Source organism: Kitasatospora sp. NPDC004723 (genome assembly GCF_040609255.1).
Classification (GTDB): Bacteria; Actinomycetota; Actinomycetes; order Streptomycetales; family Streptomycetaceae; genus Kitasatospora.
In genome coordinates this window covers 145843-164801 of record NZ_JBEXJT010000013.1, presented here as the reverse complement: position 1 = coordinate 164801, position 18959 = coordinate 145843, and the positions used below count along the sequence as shown (strand labels likewise).

14 protein-coding genes are annotated in these 18959 nt (G+C 74.6%); 13 read left to right on the top strand and 1 reads right to left on the bottom strand.

Features of this window, described 5'->3' with window-relative positions; translation table 11 throughout:
* Window positions 1-6 precede the first annotated feature (6 nt).
* The 8 genes from ABZW10_RS16415 (at window position 7) to ABZW10_RS16380 (ending at window position 8549) form a co-directional block, all read left to right on the top strand.
* On the top strand, window positions 7-645 hold the full coding sequence (locus ABZW10_RS16415; RefSeq protein ID WP_344332370.1) for a response regulator: 639 nt from the start codon (window positions 7-9) through the stop codon (window positions 643-645).
* Window positions 646-766: 121 nt separating this feature from the next.
* Window positions 767-3460: a DNA translocase FtsK gene (locus ABZW10_RS16410; protein WP_355365229.1), complete on the top strand. Its 2694-nt coding sequence runs from the start codon at window positions 767-769 to the stop codon at window positions 3458-3460.
* Between the two features lie 283 nt (window positions 3461-3743).
* Complete coding sequence (locus ABZW10_RS16405) at window positions 3744-4616, top strand: RodZ domain-containing protein (protein ID WP_355365226.1); 873 nt, start codon at window positions 3744-3746, stop codon at window positions 4614-4616.
* Window positions 4617-4711: 95 nt separating this feature from the next.
* Window positions 4712-6184 carry a 30S ribosomal protein S12 methylthiotransferase RimO gene (gene rimO, locus ABZW10_RS16400; RefSeq protein ID WP_355365223.1) on the top strand — a complete coding sequence of 491 codons (1473 nt, stop codon included), beginning with the start codon at window positions 4712-4714 and terminating at the stop codon, window positions 6182-6184.
* Window positions 6181-6819 (top strand): CDP-diacylglycerol--glycerol-3-phosphate 3-phosphatidyltransferase, encoded by a 639-nt coding sequence (gene pgsA, locus ABZW10_RS16395; RefSeq protein WP_355365220.1) that lies wholly within the window; start codon window positions 6181-6183, stop codon window positions 6817-6819. The genes rimO and pgsA overlap by 4 nt, the downstream gene beginning before the upstream one ends.
* Before the next feature lie 94 nt (window positions 6820-6913).
* Window positions 6914-7438 carry a CinA family protein gene (locus ABZW10_RS16390; RefSeq protein ID WP_355365217.1) on the top strand — a complete coding sequence of 175 codons (525 nt, stop codon included), beginning with the start codon at window positions 6914-6916 and terminating at the stop codon, window positions 7436-7438.
* A 387-nt stretch (window positions 7439-7825) separates the two neighbouring features.
* Window positions 7826-8194, top strand: coding sequence for a helix-turn-helix transcriptional regulator (locus tag ABZW10_RS16385; RefSeq protein ID WP_350551437.1), 369 nt, complete (start codon window positions 7826-7828; stop codon window positions 8192-8194).
* A 103-nt stretch (window positions 8195-8297) separates the two neighbouring features.
* Window positions 8298-8549: a hypothetical protein gene (locus ABZW10_RS16380; protein ID WP_355365213.1), complete on the top strand. Its 252-nt coding sequence runs from the start codon at window positions 8298-8300 to the stop codon at window positions 8547-8549.
* Between the two features lie 96 nt (window positions 8550-8645).
* Here ABZW10_RS16380 and ABZW10_RS16375 read toward each other — a convergent pair whose 3' ends face one another.
* Entirely contained in the window at window positions 8646-13358 is a 4713-nt protein-coding gene (locus tag ABZW10_RS16375) for an ATP-dependent helicase (RefSeq protein ID WP_355365210.1), read from the bottom strand.
* A gap of 232 nt (window positions 13359-13590) precedes the next feature.
* Here ABZW10_RS16375 and ABZW10_RS16370 point away from each other — a divergent pair, with 232 nt between their 5' ends.
* The 5 genes from ABZW10_RS16370 (at window position 13591) to recA (ending at window position 18751) form a co-directional block, all read left to right on the top strand.
* Entirely contained in the window at window positions 13591-15165 is a 1575-nt protein-coding gene (locus ABZW10_RS16370; RefSeq protein WP_355365207.1) for a S8 family serine peptidase, read from the top strand.
* 56 nt (window positions 15166-15221) lie between these two features.
* Window positions 15222-15770, top strand: coding sequence for a GNAT family N-acetyltransferase (locus ABZW10_RS16365; RefSeq protein ID WP_355365204.1), 549 nt, complete (start codon window positions 15222-15224; stop codon window positions 15768-15770).
* A gap of 43 nt (window positions 15771-15813) precedes the next feature.
* A complete protein-coding gene (locus tag ABZW10_RS16360; RefSeq protein WP_350551423.1) occupies window positions 15814-16008 on the top strand; it encodes a DUF3046 domain-containing protein in 195 nt (64 codons plus the stop codon).
* Between the two features lie 216 nt (window positions 16009-16224).
* On the top strand, window positions 16225-17391 hold the full coding sequence (locus ABZW10_RS16355; protein WP_355365200.1) for an AI-2E family transporter: 1167 nt from the start codon (window positions 16225-16227) through the stop codon (window positions 17389-17391).
* Window positions 17392-17635: 244 nt separating this feature from the next.
* Window positions 17636-18751 (top strand): recombinase RecA, encoded by a 1116-nt coding sequence (gene recA / locus ABZW10_RS16350; RefSeq protein WP_355365197.1) that lies wholly within the window; start codon window positions 17636-17638, stop codon window positions 18749-18751.
* Window positions 18752-18959: the final 208 nt, after the last annotated feature.

Here is an 18959-nt window from a genome sequence, read left to right as displayed (position 1 = left end):
CGCGTCGTGATGCAGAAGGCGAAGATCCTCCTGGTCGACGACCGGCCGGAGAACCTGCTCGCGCTGGAGGCGATCCTCTCGGCGCTGGACCAGACCCTGGTCCGGGCGGCGTCCGGCGAGGAGGCGCTCAAGGCGCTGCTCACGGACGACTTCGCGGTGATCCTGCTGGACGTCCAGATGCCCGGGATGGACGGCTTCGAGACCGCCGCCCACATCAAGCGCCGTGAGCGCACCCGGGACATCCCGATCATCTTCCTCACCGCGATCAACCACGGCCCGCACCACACCTTCCGCGGCTACGCGGCCGGTGCGGTGGACTACATCTCCAAGCCGTTCGACCCCTGGGTGCTGCGCGCCAAGGTCTCGGTCTTCGTCGACCTCTACATGAAGAACTGCCAGCTGAAGGAGCAGGCCGCGCTGCTGCGGCTGCAGCTGGAGGCGAGCGGTGCCGAGCCGGCCATCGGCGGCGCGCTGCTCGGCGAGCTGTCGGCCCGGCTGGCGGCGGTCGAGGAGCAGGCCGAGTCGCTCACCAAGCAGCTGGACGGCACCGAGGACGGCGGGGTGGCGGCCACCGCGGCGCACCTGGAGCGCAAGCTGGCGGGCCTGCGGCGCGCACTGGACGCGCTGCGCCCCGGCACGGACTGAGCGCGGTCCCACTCGCCCGTCCGGGTGAAACCGGACGGGGTGACGGTGTGTCGGCGACACGTCCCGGGGCCCGGGCGCACGACGTGGGCACAGGTCGTGCGCCCCGGTAGGCTGCTGACCCATGGCCACACGTACGCCCGGAAGCGCGGCACGCAACTCGAGTCCGGGACCGTCCAAGAAGGCCGCGGCGAAGGCTCCGGCCAAGCCGCCCGCCAAGAAGGCGGCCGCGAAGAAGGCCGCCCCGGCGAAGAAGACGGCGGCCAAGGCGCCCGCCCCGCCCCCCGCTCCCGCGCCCCGGCCGATACTCTTCCGCGCCGTGCGCGCCGTCTGGCTCGGCATGGCGCACGGCATCGGCGCGGTCTTCCGGGGCTTCGGCGACGGCGCCAAGAACATGGACCCGGCGCACCGCAAGGACGGCATCGGCCTGCTGCTGCTCGCGCTGGCGCTGGTCACCGCCGCCGGCACCTGGTTCAGCCCGCAGGGCTGGCTGGGCGAGGCGGCCACCAACGTGGTCTCCGGCCTGTTCGGCCGGCTCGACGTGCTGGTCCCGTTCCTGCTGGCCGCCGTCGCGGTCCGGCTGATGCGCCACCCGGAGCTGCCGGAGGCCAACGGCCGGATCATGATCGGCCTGACCACCCTGCTGGTCGGTGTGCTCGGCCTGGTCCACATCGGCTGCGGCGCGCCCGTGATGGGCAGCGGCGCGACCCGGATAAGGACGGCCGGCGGGATCATCGGCTGGGCCGCCTCCACGCCGATGATGGCCGCCGCCGGGCCGGCCCTCGCGGTGCCGCTGCTCCTGCTGCTGGCCTTCTTCGGCCTGCTGGTCACCACCGCCACCCCGGTCAACCGGATCCCGGAGCGGATGCGCGCGGTGGGCGTCCGGCTGGGCGTGGTCGAACCCGGCCCGCTGGACGGGACCGGGGGGCGCACGCCGGAGCGCGAACTCTCCAACGAGCCTCCCGAGGACGCCGATCCCTCCGCGCTGCCCTTCACGGTGGACACGGACGGTGACGACCCCTCGGACGAGGTGGCCGCCCGCCGGCGCCGCCGCAAGCGCAAGGCGCCCGACGAGGAGCCCGCCGCCGAGCCGGACATGTTCGCCAAGGAGCCGCTGGACCCGTACACCACCCGCAACCTCGCCGCCGGCGCCGCCGCCGACCTGGACGGCGCGCTGGTCTACGGCGTGCCCGCCTCCTCGGCGGTGGCCGACATGATGCACCAGGTGCAGGACCGCACCGCCCCGCCGGAGGAGCCCGCCGTCCCGGCCGCCCGCACCGGCGGCTCGGACCCCGGCGCCCCGGACGAGCACGGCCCCGCGCCGGTCCGGATGGAGCAGCTCCAGCTCGCGGCGGGCCTCAGCTACGCGCTGCCCCCGCTCGACCTGCTGGAGCGCGGCGGCCCGGCCAAGGCCCGCAGCGCCCTCAACGACGAGGTGGTGGCCCAGCTCACCGGCACCTTCTCCGAGTTCAAGGTGGACGCCCGGGTGACCGGCTTCACCCGTGGCCCGACGGTCACCCGCTACGAGGTCGAGCTCGGCCCCGCGGTCAAGGTCGAGCGGATCACCGCGCTCGCGAAGAACATCGCGTACGCGGTGGCCAGCCCGGACGTGCGGATCATCAGCCCGATCCCGGGCAAGTCCGCGGTCGGCATCGAGATCCCGAACCGGGACCGCGAGATGGTCAACCTCGGCGACCTGCTGCGCTCGCGCACCGCCGCCGAGGACACCCATCCGATGGTCGTCGGCATGGGCAAGGACGTCGAGGGCCACACCGTGATGGCCAACCTCGCCAAGATGCCGCACATCCTGGTGGCCGGCGCGACCGGCGCGGGCAAGTCGTCCTGCATCAACTGCCTGATCACCTCGATCCTCGCCCGGTCCACCCCGGACGAGGTGCGGATGGTGCTGGTCGACCCCAAGCGGGTCGAGCTGACCGCCTACGAGGGCATCCCGCACCTCATCACGCCGATCATCACCAACCCGAAGAAGGCCGCCGAGGCCCTCCAGTGGGTGGTCCGCGAGATGGACATGCGCTACGACGACCTCGCCGCGTTCGGCTTCCGGCACGTCGACGACTTCAACGCGGCGGTCCGGGCCGGCACCGTCACCCCGCCGCTCGGCAGCGAGCGCGAGCTGACGCCCTACCCGTACCTGCTGGTGATCGTCGACGAGCTGGCCGACCTCATGATGGTCGCCCCGCGCGACGTCGAGGACTCGGTGGTCCGGATCACCCAGCTCGCCCGCGCGGCCGGCATCCACCTGGTGCTGGCCACCCAGCGGCCCTCGGTCGACGTGGTCACCGGTCTGATCAAGGCCAATGTGCCGTCCCGGCTCGCCTTCGCCACCTCCGCGATGGCCGACTCCCGGGTCATCCTGGACCAGCCCGGGGCCGAGAAGCTGATCGGCAAGGGCGACGCCCTGTTCCTGCCGATGGGCGCCAGCAAGCCGATCCGCATGCAGGGCGCGTTCGTCACCGAGGCCGAGATCGCCGCCGTGGTCAAGCACTGCAAGGAGCAGCTGTCCGCCGTCTACCGGGACGACGTGATGGTCGGCGGCGGGCCCAAGAAGGAGATCGACGAGGAGATCGGCGACGACCTGGAGCTGCTGATCCAGGCGGCCGAGCTGGTCGTCTCCACCCAGTTCGGCTCCACCTCGATGCTCCAGCGCAAGCTGCGGGTCGGCTTCGCCAAGGCCGGGCGGCTGATGGACCTCATGGAGTCGCGCGGCATCGTCGGACCGAGCGAGGGCTCCAAGGCCCGCGACGTCCTGGTGAAGCCGGACGAGCTGGACGCGGTGATCGTCACCATCCGTGGCTGAGAGCGGCCCGGCACTGATGGGTGTTCACCCGTTGGGACGGGGGTAGGCGGGCGGTGCGGAACCGATCGGATGGGCACCGCGTCCCACGATCGACACCGGACGCGCGGGCGGCGGTGCGGGGACCCCGGGGACGGCGGCCCCCGCACTGACGGGCGGTCAGTGCACGCCCGGCCCCGGGCCGGGGCGGCCGAGCGCATTCGGGCCTGTTCCGCTTGAGAAACGATCCGCCCACGCCCCTAGACTGTTCCCCAGCAGGTGGCCAACCGCTCGAAAGGCGTGCACCGTGACCATCGGCAAGTCCCCCGACCGCGAGAACGCCCCGTCCTCCGCCCAGCCCGCCGGCGCCGCGGAACAGGCGGCCGATGCTCCGAGCATCGGCCGGGTGCTGTCCGCCGCCCGGATCGAGGCCGGACTCACGGTGGACCAGGTGAGCAGTGCCACCCGGGTCCGGGTGCCGATCGTGCACTCCATCGAGGAGGACGACTTCGGCCGGTGCGGTGGCGACTTCTACGCCCGCGGCCACATCCGCGCGATCGCCCAGCTGGTCGGCGTCGACGGCGAGGCGCTGGTGGCCCGCTACGACGACGCGCACGGCGGCTCGCCGGCCTCCAAGCGGCCCACCGAGCTGATCGAGAGCGGCCCGATCAAGGTCCCCGGCCGGGGCCGGCCGAACTGGACGGTGGCGATGGTCGCGGCGATCGTCGCGGTGGTCGGGATCATCGGCTTCAACCTGGTGAACGGGAAGACCGTCCCCGGCACCACCGGCTCGGCCAGCGCCCCGCTGCCCTCCGGCTCCGGCACCGGCTCGGTCGCCCCGGTGGCCCCCGCGTCCACCCCGGCCGTGCAGCCGCCCGCGCCGGCGCCCAGTGCCCCCGCGATCGCCGCCGCCCCCGCCGACAAGGTCACCGTGAAGCTGGTCGCCGAGAAGGACACCAGCTGGGTCTCGGCGGTGGACGGCACCGGGAAGTCGCTGTTCCAGAACAACATCGAGGAAGGCCAGGACCAGACCTTCACCGACCCCAAGCAGATCAAGCTGGTGATCGGCAACGCGGGCGCCGTGCACGTGTACGTCAACGGCAAGGACCTCGGACCGGCGGGCAAGAACGGCCAGGTGGTGCACGTCACGTACACCCCCGGCGACCCGCAGGCGGGCTGATCGCGGGGGCCGGCCGCCCCGGGCGGAACCGGCCGAACGGGGCGCGCGGCCTCCGGGGCGAACGGCTCCGGCGGTCGCGCGTTAATCTTGGCCCTATGCCTGAACGCCGTACTGTCGCCCTTGTCACGCTCGGATGCGCCCGCAACGAGGTGGACTCCGAGGAACTCGCCGGGCGACTGGAAGCCGACGGCTGGTTGCTCGTGGACGACGCCGCCGAAGCCGACGTCGCCGTCGTCAACACCTGCGGCTTCGTCGAAGCCGCCAAGAAGGACTCCGTCGACGCCCTGCTGGAGGCGAACGACCTCAAGGACCACGGCCGCACCCAGGCCGTGGTCGCGGTCGGCTGCATGGCCGAGCGCTACGGCAAGGAGCTGGCCGAGGCGCTGCCCGAGGCCGACGGAGTGCTCGGCTTCGACGACTACGCCGACATCTCCGACCGCCTGCAGACCATCCTGTCCGGCGGCCACCACGCGCCGCACATCCCCCGCGACCGCCGCAAGCTGCTGCCGCTGAGCCCCGTCGAGCGCCAGGCGGCCGCCGCCGAGGTCGCCGTGCCGGGCCACGGCGCCCCCGAGGACCTGCCGGAGGGCGTCGCGCCCGCCTCCGGGCCGCGCACCCTGCGCAAGCGCCTGGACGACAGCCCGGTCGCCTCCGTCAAGCTCGCCTCCGGCTGCGACCGGCGCTGCTCGTTCTGCGCCATCCCGGCCTTCCGCGGCTCGTTCATCTCCCGCCGCCCCTCCGACGTGCTGCACGAGGCCCAGTGGCTGGCCGAGCAAGGCGTCCGCGAGGTCGTGCTGGTCAGCGAGAACAACACCTCGTACGGCAAGGACCTCGGCGACATCCGGCTGCTGGAGACCCTGCTCGGCGAGATCGCCGCGATCGACGGCGTCGAGCGGGTCCGGGTCTCCTACCTGCAGCCCGCCGAGATGCGCCCCGGGCTGATCGAGGCGATGACCGGCACCGAGGGCGTGCTGCCCTACTTCGACCTGTCGTTCCAGCACTCCGCCCCGGCCGTGCTGCGCCGGATGCGCCGCTTCGGCTCCACCGACCAGTTCCTGGAACTGCTCGGCACCATCCGCGGCAAGGCCCCGCAGGCCGGCGCCCGGTCCAACTTCATCGTGGGCTTCCCCGGCGAGACCGAGGAGGACTTCGCCGAGCTGGAACGGTTCGTCACGCACGCCGGGCTGGACGCGATCGGCGTCTTCGGCTACTCCGACGAGGAGGGCACCGAGGCCGCCACCTACGGCGACAAGCTGCCCGAGGACGTGGTCGCCGACCGGCTGGCCCGGCTCAGCCGGCTCGCCGAGGAGATGACCGCCCAGCGGGCCGAGCAGCGGATCGGCACCGAGGTCGAGGTGCTGGTCGAGTCGGTCGACGGCGACCTGGTGGAGGGCCGCGCCGCCCACCAGGCGCCCGAGACGGACGGCCTCACCACGCTCGTCGGCGTCGAGGACCCCGAGGTCGGGCGGTTCTACCGGGCCAAGGTCGTCGCCAGCGAGGGCGTCGACCTGGTCGCCGAGGCGCTGGAGCAGGTGCGGGTCCTCCGGGCACCGGGAGCCGGGGAATGACCCAGGGGCCCGGCGCCCCGACCGCGGCCCACCCGGGCAGGCCGGCGGCCGCGGTGCCCCCGGCGCCGGGGATCTGGAACATCGCGAACGTGCTGACCATGGTCCGGCTGCTGCTGGTCCCGGTCTTCGTCGCGCTGCTCTTCGCCGAGGGCGGGCACGACCCCAAGTGGCGCTCGGTGGCCTGGGCCTCCTTCGCGATCGCGATGATCACCGACCTGTTCGACGGCGAGCTGGCCCGGCGCAAGGGCCTGGTCACCGACTTCGGCAAGATCGCCGACCCGATCGCCGACAAGGCGATCATGGGCGCGGCGCTGATCGGCCTCTCGGTGCTGGGCGACCTGCCGTGGTGGATCACCGTGGTGATCCTGGCCCGCGAGCTCGGCATCACGCTGATGCGGTTCTGGGTGATCCGCTTCGGGGTGATCCCGGCCAGCCGGGGCGGCAAGCTCAAGACGCTCACCCAGGGCATCGCGGTCGGCATGTACGTCCTGGAGCTGACCGGCTGGATGGCCACCGCCCGGGCCGTGCTGATGGGCGTCGCGGTGCTGCTGACCGTCGGCACCGCGCTGGACTACGTGGGGCAGGCCGTGCGGCTGCGCCGGGAGGGCCTGGCGGCGCAACGCCCGCGCGGGTGACACGGCGCGGATCCGGGCCCCGGCCGCTCCCCGGGCCCCAGAATGGCGGGTACTCCGGGACGGGCCCGGGGGAGCGCGAGGGAGGGACGTCGGGATGAGTGGTGCAGCCGAGGCCGCGGGGACCGGGGCCGCCGACTACCGGCTGGCAGAGCGGGCGCACACCGCGCTGCGGGCCCGGGGCGGCACGGTGGCCGTCGCGGAGTCGCTGACCGGCGGGCTGCTGGCGGCCGCGCTGGTGGACGTCCCCGGGGCGTCGGCGACCTTCCGGGGCTCGGTGACCGCCTACGCGACCGAACTGAAGGCCTCGGTGCTGGGCGTCGACGAGGGGCTGCTGGACGTCCACGGCCCGGTCCACCCGGTGGTGGCCCGGCAGATGGCCGAGGGCGTGCGCAAGCTGCTCGGGGCGACCTACGGGGTCGCGACGACCGGGGTGGCCGGCCCGGAGCCGCAGGACGGCCGGCCGGTCGGCACGGTACACCTCGCGGTCGCCGGTCCGGGGGGAACTCTGGTCAGTTCGCCACGGTTGTCCGGAGGGCGTGCCACAATCCGTCACAGGGCGGTGACCGCCGCTCTGGAGCTGCTCGTCGGGCGGCTCCCGTCCGGTACGCCCGCGCACTGAACCGTCGTCCGCACCTCCGTCACCGTCCTTCCCGCCGGTCACCCGTCACCCCCGTCCCCGGTCCTCGCCGGGGGCCGTCCGCCGGGATCCCGGCCGAACCGGGATCCGCCGAACCGGCGTGCGGGCATCGCACATCTGGAGGATCGTGTTACATCGGAGTGCCTGGTTGGGCAGAAACCAGGTGGCGAGCGAGTGGCGTAGCGGTGGCCGAGTGCCGCCCGGAGGGTACGACGACGTGCCCGCCGACCCGGGTGCGACACCGAAACAGGGGAGGGGACAGCCTTGCAGCCCAGAGTGAACACGACCATGGTCCCCGCACGCGAAGCGGGCAAGGCGGTACGGTGGGGGCGTGACATCTCGATCCGCAGTCCGAGGAGGGAGGCACCGATGATCCTGCTCCGTCGCCTACTGGGCGATGTACTGCGTCGGCAGCGCCAGCGCCAGGGCCGCACACTCCGCGAGGTGTCGGCGGCCGCCAGGGTTTCGCTCGGATACCTCTCCGAGGTCGAGCGGGGACAGAAGGAGGCCTCCTCGGAGCTGCTCTCCGCCATCTGCGACGCGCTCGACGTCCGGATGTCCGAGGTCATGCGCGAGGTCAGCGACGAACTGTCGCTCGCCGAACTTGCGGCGATGGCCACCCTCTCCGAAGGTGAACTGCTGAGGCCGGTGCTCGAACCGGTTCCGCTGCCGGCTCCCGGCACCGACCGGGCGAACATGTCGCCCAAGGCCGCCGCGATGGACGTGGTCGCCGCCTGACCTGGCCTCGGTACGGGCCCCATCCGGCCCGGGTTGAGCGAAGGAGGCGGTCGTGCGCAGTGCGGCGGTGACGTGTGCCGGGGCCCGAATACGGTCCCGGCGGGTGCGGTTCCGGCCGGTCCGCTCGGGCCTGGCGCTGCTGGCGGTCCTGGCCGGCGGGTTCGGTTGGTGGCTGGCGGACGGCTCCGGGCACCTGCCCGGCGGTGCGGCGCTCGGCCTGCTGGCGGCCGGCGGCTGGGGGCTCGGACTGATCCCGGTCCACGCCGACTGGCGGTCCACCGGGCCGTCGCGGCAGCGGACGGACGAGCCGGACGCCCTGGCGGAGACACGGTGGGAGGCGCCCCGGACGGGGTGAACAAGACGCGGACGAGGGCCGTGGGACCGATCGGTCCCACGGCCCTCGTCGTCCTTCCGGCCCCCGGTTGCCTTCCGGCCTCCGGGAGTTCCTGGCTCAGGGGCGCAGCCGCAGGCCTCGTGGAGTGGCGTGGAAGCCCGCCTGCTCCAGGGCGGCGCCGAGCGCCGACCCGAGGGCCGGTTCGCCGTTGGCCCGCTCGACGGTGACGCTGCCCAGCGCCCCGGCCCGGGCCGCCCCGGCCAGCGCCTGCGCCGCCGCGGCCAGGAGGGCCTCCTCCTGCGCCCAGGCCAGCAGCGACTTCCCGCCGCGCTCCACGTACAGGCACAGCTCGCCGTCGACCAGCACCACCAGGGCACCGGCCTTCCGGCCCGGCCGGTGCGCCTTGCCCGTCGCCTCGGCGGACCCGGCGGGCGGTTCGGGCCAGGGCAGCGCGGCGCCGTAGGCGTTGGCCGGGTCGGCGGCGGCCAGCACCAGGGCCTGCGGGGGCTCGGCGGACGGGGCGGCCGGCCACTCGGTGCCCCGGGCCCGGTCCAGCCGGCCGCTGACCGAACGCAGCCGGTCGGCCGCGCCCTCCATGGCGAACTGGGCGCCGCCCAGCCCCTCCACGAAGTAGCCCCGGCGGGTCCGGCCGCGCTCCTCCATGGCCGCGAGCACCCGGTAGACCCCGGCGAAGCCGCCCGGGATCCGCTCGGCGGCGACCGTGCCCCGGGTGAGCAGGCCGTGCCGGTCCAGCAGGTTCTGCGCCTGGGCGGTGGCCCGGACGGTCGGGTCGGCGGCGAACGCGGGCAGCAGCGACCACCGGCCGCCGACCGTCGAGGGGCCGCTGCGCAGCGCGCCGCCGACCCGGCCGAAGGGGCGCCCGGCGCCGCCGAAGCGGCCGCGCGGGGTGGCCCGGGGCGCCCGGTGGGCGGTGGCTCCGGCCGTCCGGCCGGAGCCGAGCAGGGCGCGCAGCGGGGCCAGGGTGTCGTTGCTGACGTAGCCGGCCCAGACGAGGTCCCACAGGGCCTCGACGACCTCCGGCTCGGGTGTCTCCGGGAGGTGGGCGGTCAGTTGGCGGAAGAACAGTCCGTAGCCGCCGGTCAGTGCCTCCAGCAGGGCGGTGTGCACCGGGGTGACGGTGGGCGGCACCGGTTCGGGGCGCAGCAGGTGGGCGTTCTCGGCCAGGTGCAGGCTGATCCAGCCGTCCTTGCCGGGCAGCGCGCCGGCGCCGGCCCAGCCGATCTCGCCGGCCGCCATCAGTTCGTCGAGCAGGCCGGGGGAGTAGTCGGCGAGCCGGGCCGGGAGGATCAGCTTCTCCAGGGCGGAGGCGGGCAGGGCGGTGCCCTGGAGCTGTTCGACCACCCGGAGCAGGCCGTCCGGGCCGCGCAGCCGGTGGCCGGCCAGGTGCTGCCACTGGGGCAGGAAGGCGGCCAGGGCGCGCGGCGGGACGGGTTCGACCTCCTGGCGCAGCGCGGCCAGTGAGCGGCGGCGCAGGCGGCGCAGGACCTCGGCGTCGCACCACTCGACCGTGGCGGTGTGGCTCTCCACCGGGGTGAACTCGCCCTGGACCAGGCGGCCGGTGGCGGTCAGGCGGTGCAGGGTGCCGGTGACCACGGCGGTGCCCAGGCCGTAGCGGGCGGCGGCCCCGGCGGCGGTGAACGGGCCGTGGGTGCGGGCGTGCCGGGCGAGCAGGTCGCCCAGCGGGTCCTTGACCGGTTCGGTGAACGCCTCGGGCACGCCGACCGGCAGCGGGGTGCCGAGGGCGTCGCGCAGCCGGCCGGCGTCCTCGATGGCGGCCCAGCGCTGCTCGCCGCCGATCCGGACCTGGATCACCCGGCGGGCGGCCTCCAGTTCGAGGGCCCAGAGCGGCTCGGCGCCGCGGGCGGTCAGTTCGGCCTCGCTGAGCGGGCCGAGCAGGCGCAGCGCGTCGGCGACGCCCTCGGCGTCCTTGATCCGGCGTTCGGGGGTGAGCCGCTGGAGTTCGGCCTCCAGCTCGGCGAGGACCTGCGGGTCGAGCAGTTCGCGCAGCTCGGCCTGGCCGAGGAGTTCGGACAGCAGCCGGGAGTCCAGCGAGAGGGCGGCGGCGCGGCGTTCGGCGAGCGGGGAGTCGCCCTCGTAGAGGAACTGGGCGACGTAGCCGAAGAGCAGTGAGCGGGCGAACGGGGAGGGTTCGGGGGTGGTGACCTCGACCAGCCGGACGGCGCGGGATTCGAGGTCCCCCATCAGCTCGACCAGGCCGGGCACGTCGAAGACGTCCTGGAGGCACTCGCGGACGGCCTCCAGCACGATCGGGAAGGAGCCGTACTCGGCGGCGACCTCCAGCAGTTGGGCGGCGCGCCGGCGCTGCTGCCAGAGCGGGGTGCGCTTGCCGGGGTTGCGGCGCGGGAGCAGCAGGGCGCGGCCGGCGCACTCGCGGAAGCGGGAGGCGAACAGGGCGGAGCCGCCGACCTGGTCGGTGACCAGCTGTTCGATCTCCTGCGGGTCGAACAGGGCGGCGTCGGCGCCGACCGGGGCGTCGTCGGTGACCGGCTCGTCGGGCTTGGCGGAGGGGAAGTCGAGGAGGTCGGCGTCCGGGAGCCGGAGCACGATGCCGTCGTCGGCGTGCATGACCTGCGGGTCGAGGCCGTGCTTCTCGCGCAGCCGGGCGGCGAGGGCGAGCGCCCAGGGGGCGTGCACCTGGGCGCCGAAGGGGGAGTGCACGACGATCCGCCAGTCGCCGAGCTCGTCGCGGAAGCGCTCGACCACGATGGTGCGGTCGTCGGGGAGGTGGCCGCAGGCGGCGCGCTGCTCGGCGAGGTAGTCGAGGAGGTTGCCGGCGGCCCAGTCGTCCAGGCCGGCCTGCTTCAGCCGGGCGGTGGCGGTCTGCGGGTCGAGCGCGCCGAGTTCGCGGGTGAAGGCGCCGAGGGCGCGGCCGAGTTCGAGCGGGCGGCCGAGGCTGTCGCCCTTCCAGAACGGGAGCCGGCCGGGGATGCCGGGGGCCGGGGTGACCATCACCTTGTCGTGGGTGATCTCCTCGATCCGCCAGGAGGTGGTGCCGAGGGTGAAGACGTCGCCGACCCGGGACTCGTAGACCATCTCCTCGTCCAGCTCTCCCACCCGTCGCCCGCCACCACCCTTCGTGGAGTCCGTGCCGGCGATGAAGACGCCGAACAGGCCCCGGTCGGGGATGGTTCCGCCGGAGGTGACGGCGAGCCGCTGGGCGCCGGGGCGTCCGCTGACGGTGCCGGCCACCCGGTCCCAGACCAGGCGGGGGCGCAGCTCGGCGAAGGCGTCCGAGGGGTAGCGGCCGGCCAGCATGTCGAGCACCGCGTCGAAGGCGGACTGCGGGAGGGTGGCGAACGGCGCGGCCCGGCGGACGGCGGTGAGCAGCTCGTCGACCTGCCAGGTGTCCATCGCGGTCATCGCGACCAGTTGCTGGGCGAGCACGTCGAGCGGGTTGCGCGGGATGCGCAGCGCCTCGATCCGCCCGGCCCGCATCCGCTCGGTGACCACCGCCGACTGCACCAGGTCGCCCCGGTACTTGGGGAAGACCACGCCGGTGGAGACCGCGCCGACCTGGTGGCCGGCCCGGCCGACCCGCTGGAGGCCGGAGGCGACCGAGGGCGGGGACTCGACCTGGACCACCAGTTCGACGGCGCCCATGTCGATGCCGAGCTCCAGGCTGGAGGTGGCGACCACGGCGGGCAGCCGGCCGGCCTTGAGCTCCTCCTCGACCAGGGCCCGCTGTTCCTTGGAGACCGAGCCGTGGTGGGCGCGGGCGATCACCGCCGGGGCGCCCTTGGTGGCGCCGGAGCCGCCCATCAGCTGGGCGGGGGCGTGCGCCTCGGGCAGCGCGGTGCCGGTGGCGCGTTCGTGGGCGATCTCGTTCAGCCGGTTGCAGAGCCGCTCGGCGAGGCGCCGGGAGTTGGCGAAGACGATGGTCGAGCGGTGGGCCTGGACGAGGTCGACGATCCGTTCCTCGACGTGCGGCCAGATCGACGCGCCCCCGGCCTGGCGGCCGGGAGGTGCCCCCGGGCCCTGCGGGTCGCTCTCGGCCGCGCCGCCGAGTGCGGGGGCGGCGGGCAGGTCGTCGAGGTCGGGGACGGGGACGACCACGGAGAGGTCGAACTCCTTGGCGGCGGGCGGCTGGACCACCTCGGCGCCGCGTCCGGGGCTGAGGAAACGGGCCACCTCCTCGACCGGCCGGACGGTGGCGGACAGGCCGATCCGGCGGGCCGGGCGGTCGAGCAGCTCGTCCAGCCGCTCCAGGGAGAGCGCGAGGTGGGCGCCGCGCTTGGTGCCGGCGACCGCGTGCACCTCGTCCAGGATCACCGTGTCGATGCCGCGCAGGGCGTCCCGGGAGGCGGAGGTGAGCAGCAGGAAGAGCGACTCGGGGGTGGTGATGAGGATGTCCGGCGGGTGGGTGGCGAAGCGGCGGCGGTCGGCGGCGGGTGTGTCGCCGGAGCGGATGGCGACCTGGACGTCGGGTTCGGGCAGGCCGAGCCGGACGGCGGCCTGGCGCAGGCCGGCCAGCGGGGCGCGGAGGTTGCGCTCGACGTCGACCGCGAGGGCCTTGAGCGGGGAGATGTAGAGGACCCGGCAGCGGCGTCTGGACTCGGCGGGGGGCGGGGTGCTGCTGAGCCGGTCCAGGGCGGACAGGAAGGCCGCGAGGGTCTTGCCGGAGCCGGTGGGGGCGACCACCAGGACGTCGGTGTCCCGGGCGATGGCGCGCCAGGCCTCGGCCTGGGCGGTGGTGGGCGCGGAGAAGGCGCCGCCGAACCAGGCCCGGGTGGCGGGGGCGAAGCCGGCCAGCGGGTCGGCCGGGGGCGGGGTCGGGTGCGCGGTCGCCATGTCCCCATGGTGCCCGGTGGCACCGACAAGGGGGCGGGTCCGACGGTGCCGGTGGCCGGTCCGGGGTCGTGGCCGCCGGGGACGGTGGCCGTTCGGGGCAACCGGGAAGGCGGAGCGGACAATCGGCTCATATCGTGATGATTCAGTCGTTGTGATGCTCCTGTGAAGACCAGCCCTCCGGTGGCCGGCCGCCCCGGTGCGGCCGCCGGGACCGACGAGCGGAGGCCGTGCCATGGCGCAGGCGGACCCGTCCGGCTCCCGTCCCGCCCCGGTCCCCGTCCGGGTGGCCGGGCCGGCCGGGGGCGCCCGGCGGCGGGGCCGGGGCCGGGGGCCGCTGCGGGTCCTGCTCGTGATGCTGCTCACCGCGCTGGTCGCCGGCGGCGCCGTGCCGTACGTCGCCGGGCCGGGGCGGGCCTACCTCAGCTACCTGGTCCTCGCCGAGCGGGCGGACGCCGAGGGGGCCGGCCGGGCGGCGGAGCAGGCCCGGGCGGCCGGCGGGCAGGTCGTCCAGGAGTACCCGCAGATCGGGGTGGTGCTGGCGTACGCCGCCGGGGGCTTCGCCGAGAAGGTGCGCGGGCGGCCCGGGGTGGCCGCCGTCGGGGCCACCCGCACCGCGCCGGTGCCCGGCCCGCCCCGGTCGGTGGACGGCGCGGGCGACTTCCGGACCGGCGGCGGCGCGGGACGCGGTGCGGGCGACGGCGTCGAGGGCGGGGCCGGCGAGGCCGACACCACCGTCACGGTCCCCGACCCCGGCGAGCGCGACGCCTGGAACCTCGCACTGCTCGGCGCCGCCCCCGGCGCGGCCGCGGACACCACCCGCCCGCCGCGCGGCCCGGACACCCCCGGCGCCGACGCCCTGCGGAAGGTGCTGGTCGCCGTCCTCGACTCCGGCGTCGACGACACCCACCCCGACCTGCGCGCCGCCGTCGACCCGAAGAGCTCCGCCTCCTGCACCGACGGTCGTCCCGACGCCCGCACCGGCTCCTGGCGACCCGACGCCGGGGTCGGCGAGAGCGGCCACGGCACCCACGTCGCCGGGATCGTCGGCGCCGCCCGGGACGGCCGCGGCGTCAGCGGGGTCGCGCCCGGCGTGCGGATCGCCGCCGTCCGGCTGCTCGGCCCGCTCGGCCAGTACTACGCCGAGAACATCGTCTGCGGCATGCTCTGGGCCGCCGACCACGGCGCCCGGGCGATCAACAACAGCTACTTCGCCGACCCGTGGAAGTACAACTGCCCCGACGACCCCGACCAGGCGGCGCTGACCGCCGCCGTCGGCCGGGCCGTCGACTACGCCCGCCGGCGGGGCGCGGTGGTGGTCGCCTCGGCCGGCAACGACGCGCAGGACCTCGGCGCCGGCCGCACCGACGAGCGCAGCCCCAACGACCGCACCGGCGGACCGCCGTTGTCCCGCTCCCTCGGCCCCGAGTGCGTCCGGCTGCCCGGCGAGCTGCCCGGGGTGGTGACCGTGACCGCCCTCGACCGGGACGGCCGCCCGTCCGCCTACACCAACCACGGGCGCGGCCGGGTCTCGCTGGCCGCCCCCGGCGGGAACCCGGACGGCGGGGTCCAGGGCGCGGTGGTCTCCGACTGGCCCGGCGGCCGGTACGCCGCGCTGGCCGGCACCTCGATGGCCGCCGCACACGTCACCGGCGCGGTCGCGGTGGCCGCCGCGCTGCACCCGGACTGGGACTCCGACCGGCTCGCCGCCCTGCTGGCCGCCACCGCGGACGCCGCCTGCCCGCCCGGCCCGCACGCCTGCGGCGACCGCGAGTACTACGGCGCCGGGGCGCTGGTCCTGCCGCGCTGAGCCGGCGGCCCGGAAAACCGGGTGACGGACCGGGGCGGACGGGCGACGATCGGGGGATGGACGTCTTCCTCACCACCGAGCGGCTGGTGCTGCGCCGCTTCACCGCCGCCGACGTGGACGCGCTGGTCGACCTGGACGCCGACCCGGAGGTCACCCGCTACCTCACCGGCGGGCGGCCCACCCCGCGCGAGGTGGTCGAGTCCACGCTGCTCCCGCTCTACCTCGAGCACTACCGCCGCGACGGCGACCTCGGCTGGTGGGCGGCCGAGGAGCGGGAGGGCGGGGCCTTCCTCGGCTGGTTCGAGTTCCGGCCGCTGGACGGCCGCACCGAGGTCGAGCTGGGCTACCGGCTGCGCCGCCCGGCCTGGGGGCGGGGCTACGCCACCGAGGGCGCCCGGGCGCTGATCCGCCGGGGCTTCACCGGGCTCGGCGTGGAACGGGTGGTGGCGTACACCATGGCGGTCAACCGCGGCTCGCGGCGGGTGATGGAGAAGGCCGGGCTCTCGTACGTGCGGACCTTCCACGAGGACTACCCGGAGGCGATCCCGGGCAGCGAGCACGGCGAGGTCGAGTACGCCCTGACCGCGGCCGACTGGCACCCGTAGGAGGGGCGGCGGGGCCGTCCGGCGGTCCGGGATACTGGTGGGCATGAGGCTGACGGAGTTCTGGCGGCGGATGTACGCGCACTTCGGCGAGGCGTACGCGGAGTCCTTCGCGAGCGACCACGTGATGAGCGAGCTCGGCGGGCGGACGGTCCGCCAGGCGCTGGAGGCGGGCTGGGAGGCCAAGGACGTCTGGCGGGTGGTCTGCGACACCCAGGGCGTCTCCTCTGTGCTCCGCTGACCCGGTCCGGCCCCGGACACCGCCCGCGGTTCGCGTCCGATGCTCGAACACGCGTCGGGCATGGGTCAGACTGTGCGGGTGGCAAGCAGTGCAGAACAGCAGAATTCGGACAGGTCGGCGCAGGTCGTCGACGAGGTAGCGGGCCCTACGCCCGCCTCCCCGCCTCCCGGGCCGGCCCCCGCCCGCACCCCGGGGGACGGCCTCTGGGGTTCCGGGATGCCGCGGTGGCTGCCCCGGGCGATGGTGCTGGCGCTGGTCATGGTCGGGCTCTTCCAGCTCGCCGACTGGGCCTTCCACGAGCTGATCGACCTCTTCGTGATGCTGCTGGTCTCCTTCTTCCTGTCGCTGGCGCTGGAGCCGGCGGTGGACCGGATGGCCGCGCGCGGGGTGCGCCGCGGGGTGGGCACCTTCCTGGTCTTCGTCGCGGTGGCGATCGCCGTCGGCGGCTTCCTGACCGCGCTCGGCACCCTGCTGGTCGACCAGGTGGCGAAGATCGCGAGCGACCTCCCGCACCTGCTCGACAACCTGATCGCCTGGATCAACAGCACCTTCCACCAGGACCTCTCGCTGGACGAGCTGCAGAAGAAGCTGCTCAAGGACTCCGGCGCGATCGAGAACTACGCGCAGCAGGCCGCGGACAACGTCTGGGGCGTCTCCTCGACCCTGATCGGCGGACTGTTCCAGGCGTTCACGGTCGGTCTGTTCACCTTCTACTTCACCGCCGACGGCCCCCGGGTGCGGCGGACCGTCTGCTCGATGCTGCCGCCCGCCAAGCAGGCCGAGGTGCTGCGCGCCTGGGAGATCGCGCTGGCCAAGACCGGCGGCTACCTCTACTCCCGGGCCCTGCTCGCGGTCGCGTCGGCGCTCGCGCACTGGGTGATGTTCGCGCTGCTGGACCTGCCGTACGCGGCGGCGCAGGCGGTCTGGGTCGGCGTCATGTCGCAGTTCGTGCCGACCATCGGCACCTACCTGGCGGGGGCGCTGCCGGTCCTGGTGGCGCTCACCACCGACCAGCCGGTGGACGCGGTCTGGGTGCTGGTGTTCGTGGTGGTCTACCAGCAGATCGAGAACTACCTGCTGCACCCGCGGATCACCGCGAAGACGGTGGACGTGCACCCGGCGGTGGCGTTCGGCGCGGTGATCGCGGGCGCGGCGCTGCTGGGCGGGGTCGGCGCGCTGATCGCCATCCCGGCGGCGGCCACCCTGCAGGGCTTCGTCGGCACGTACGTGCGGCGGTACGAGGTGACCGACCCGCGGATCGACCGCGGCGAGCAGCGCCGGCAGCGGCGGGAGCTGCGCCGGGAGGCGGCGCGCAGGCTGCGTCGGATGGTCGGCGCGGACTCCGGGGACTCCGGCGACTCCGGGGGCGCGGAGCGGCCGTAGGGCTCGAACGGGCTCGAACGGGTCAGGATCGGGGCCGGAGTGGGGCCGGAGTGGGGCCGGAGTGGGGCCGGAGTGGGGCCGGACCGACGGCTCGAACGGCCCCGGCTTGATTCGAACACTTGTTCTTTGTACTCTCCGGCGCAGAGTTCTCCCCAGGCTGAGCCCGGTCGGAGCCGATTGTCGGTGGGACGCGCTAGCGTCGAGGACGATGAAGCGCACAGCACAGAACCCGAGGGTGGAAGCCATGGCAGGTACGGACCGCGAGAAGGCCCTTGAGACGGCGCTCGCCCAGATCGAGCGGCAGTTCGGCAAGGGCTCGGTGATGCGCCTCGGCGAGAAGGCCAACGAGCCCGTCGAGGTGATCTCCACCGGGTCCACCGCCCTGGACGTCGCCCTCGGGGTCGGCGGCATCCCGCGCGGCCGAGTGATCGAGATCTACGGCCCCGAGTCCTCCGGAAAGACCACGCTGACCCTGCACCTGGCGGCCAACGCCCAGAAGGCCGGCGGCACGGTCGCCTTCGTCGACGCGGAGCACGCGCTCGACCCGGAGTACGCCAAGAAGCTCGGCGTGGACACCGACGCCCTGCTGGTCAGCCAGCCGGACACCGGTGAGCAGGCCCTGGAGATCACCGACATGCTGATCCGCTCCGGCGCGATCGACCTGGTGATCATCGACTCCGTGGCGGCGCTGGTCCCGCGCGCGGAGATCGAGGGCGAGATGGGCGACTCGCACGTCGGTCTGCAGGCCCGTCTGATGAGCCAGGCGCTGCGGAAGATCGCCGGTGCGCTGAACCAGTCGAACACCACCGCGATCTTCATCAACCAGCTGCGCGAGAAGATCGGCGTGATGTTCGGCTCGCCGGAGACCACGACCGGTGGCCGGGCGCTGAAGTTCTACGCCTCGGTGCGTCTGGACATCCGCCGGATCGAGACCCTGAAGGACGGCACCGAGGCGGTCGGCAACCGCACCCGCGTCAAGGTCGTCAAGAACAAGGTCGCCGCGCCGTTCAAGCAGGCCGAGTTCGACATCCTCTACGGCGTGGGCATCAGCCGCGAGGGCGGCCTGATCGACATGGGCGTCGAGCACGGCTTCATCCGCAAGTCGGGCGCCTGGTACACCTACGAGGGCGACCAGCTCGGCCAGGGCAAGGAGAACGCCCGCAACTTCCTGCGGGACAACCCGCAGCTGGCCGACGAGATCGAGCGCAAGATCAAGGGCAAGCTGGGCATCGGCCCGAAGGTCGAGGAGCCGGCCGGGGCCGAGGCCGCGGATGCCGCCGAGGGCGCGGCCAAGCCGATCACCGCGACCGCCGCCAAGACGGCCGCGGCGAAGAAGACGGCGGCGGCCGCCAAGGCTTGAGTCGTTGACGCAGCACAGTGGGCCGATCGGCCCGGAGGACGACGACTACGGGCCGCCGGACTGGTTCGCGGCCGTGGCCGAACCGGAACCCGCTCCGGAACCCGCTCCGGAGCCCGCGCCCGAGCGCGCGGCGGGGCGTGTCCGGTCCGCGCGGCGGCCTGCGGCGCGTCCGGCGGACGTCGGCGAGCTCGGGCTCGTCTCCGCCTCC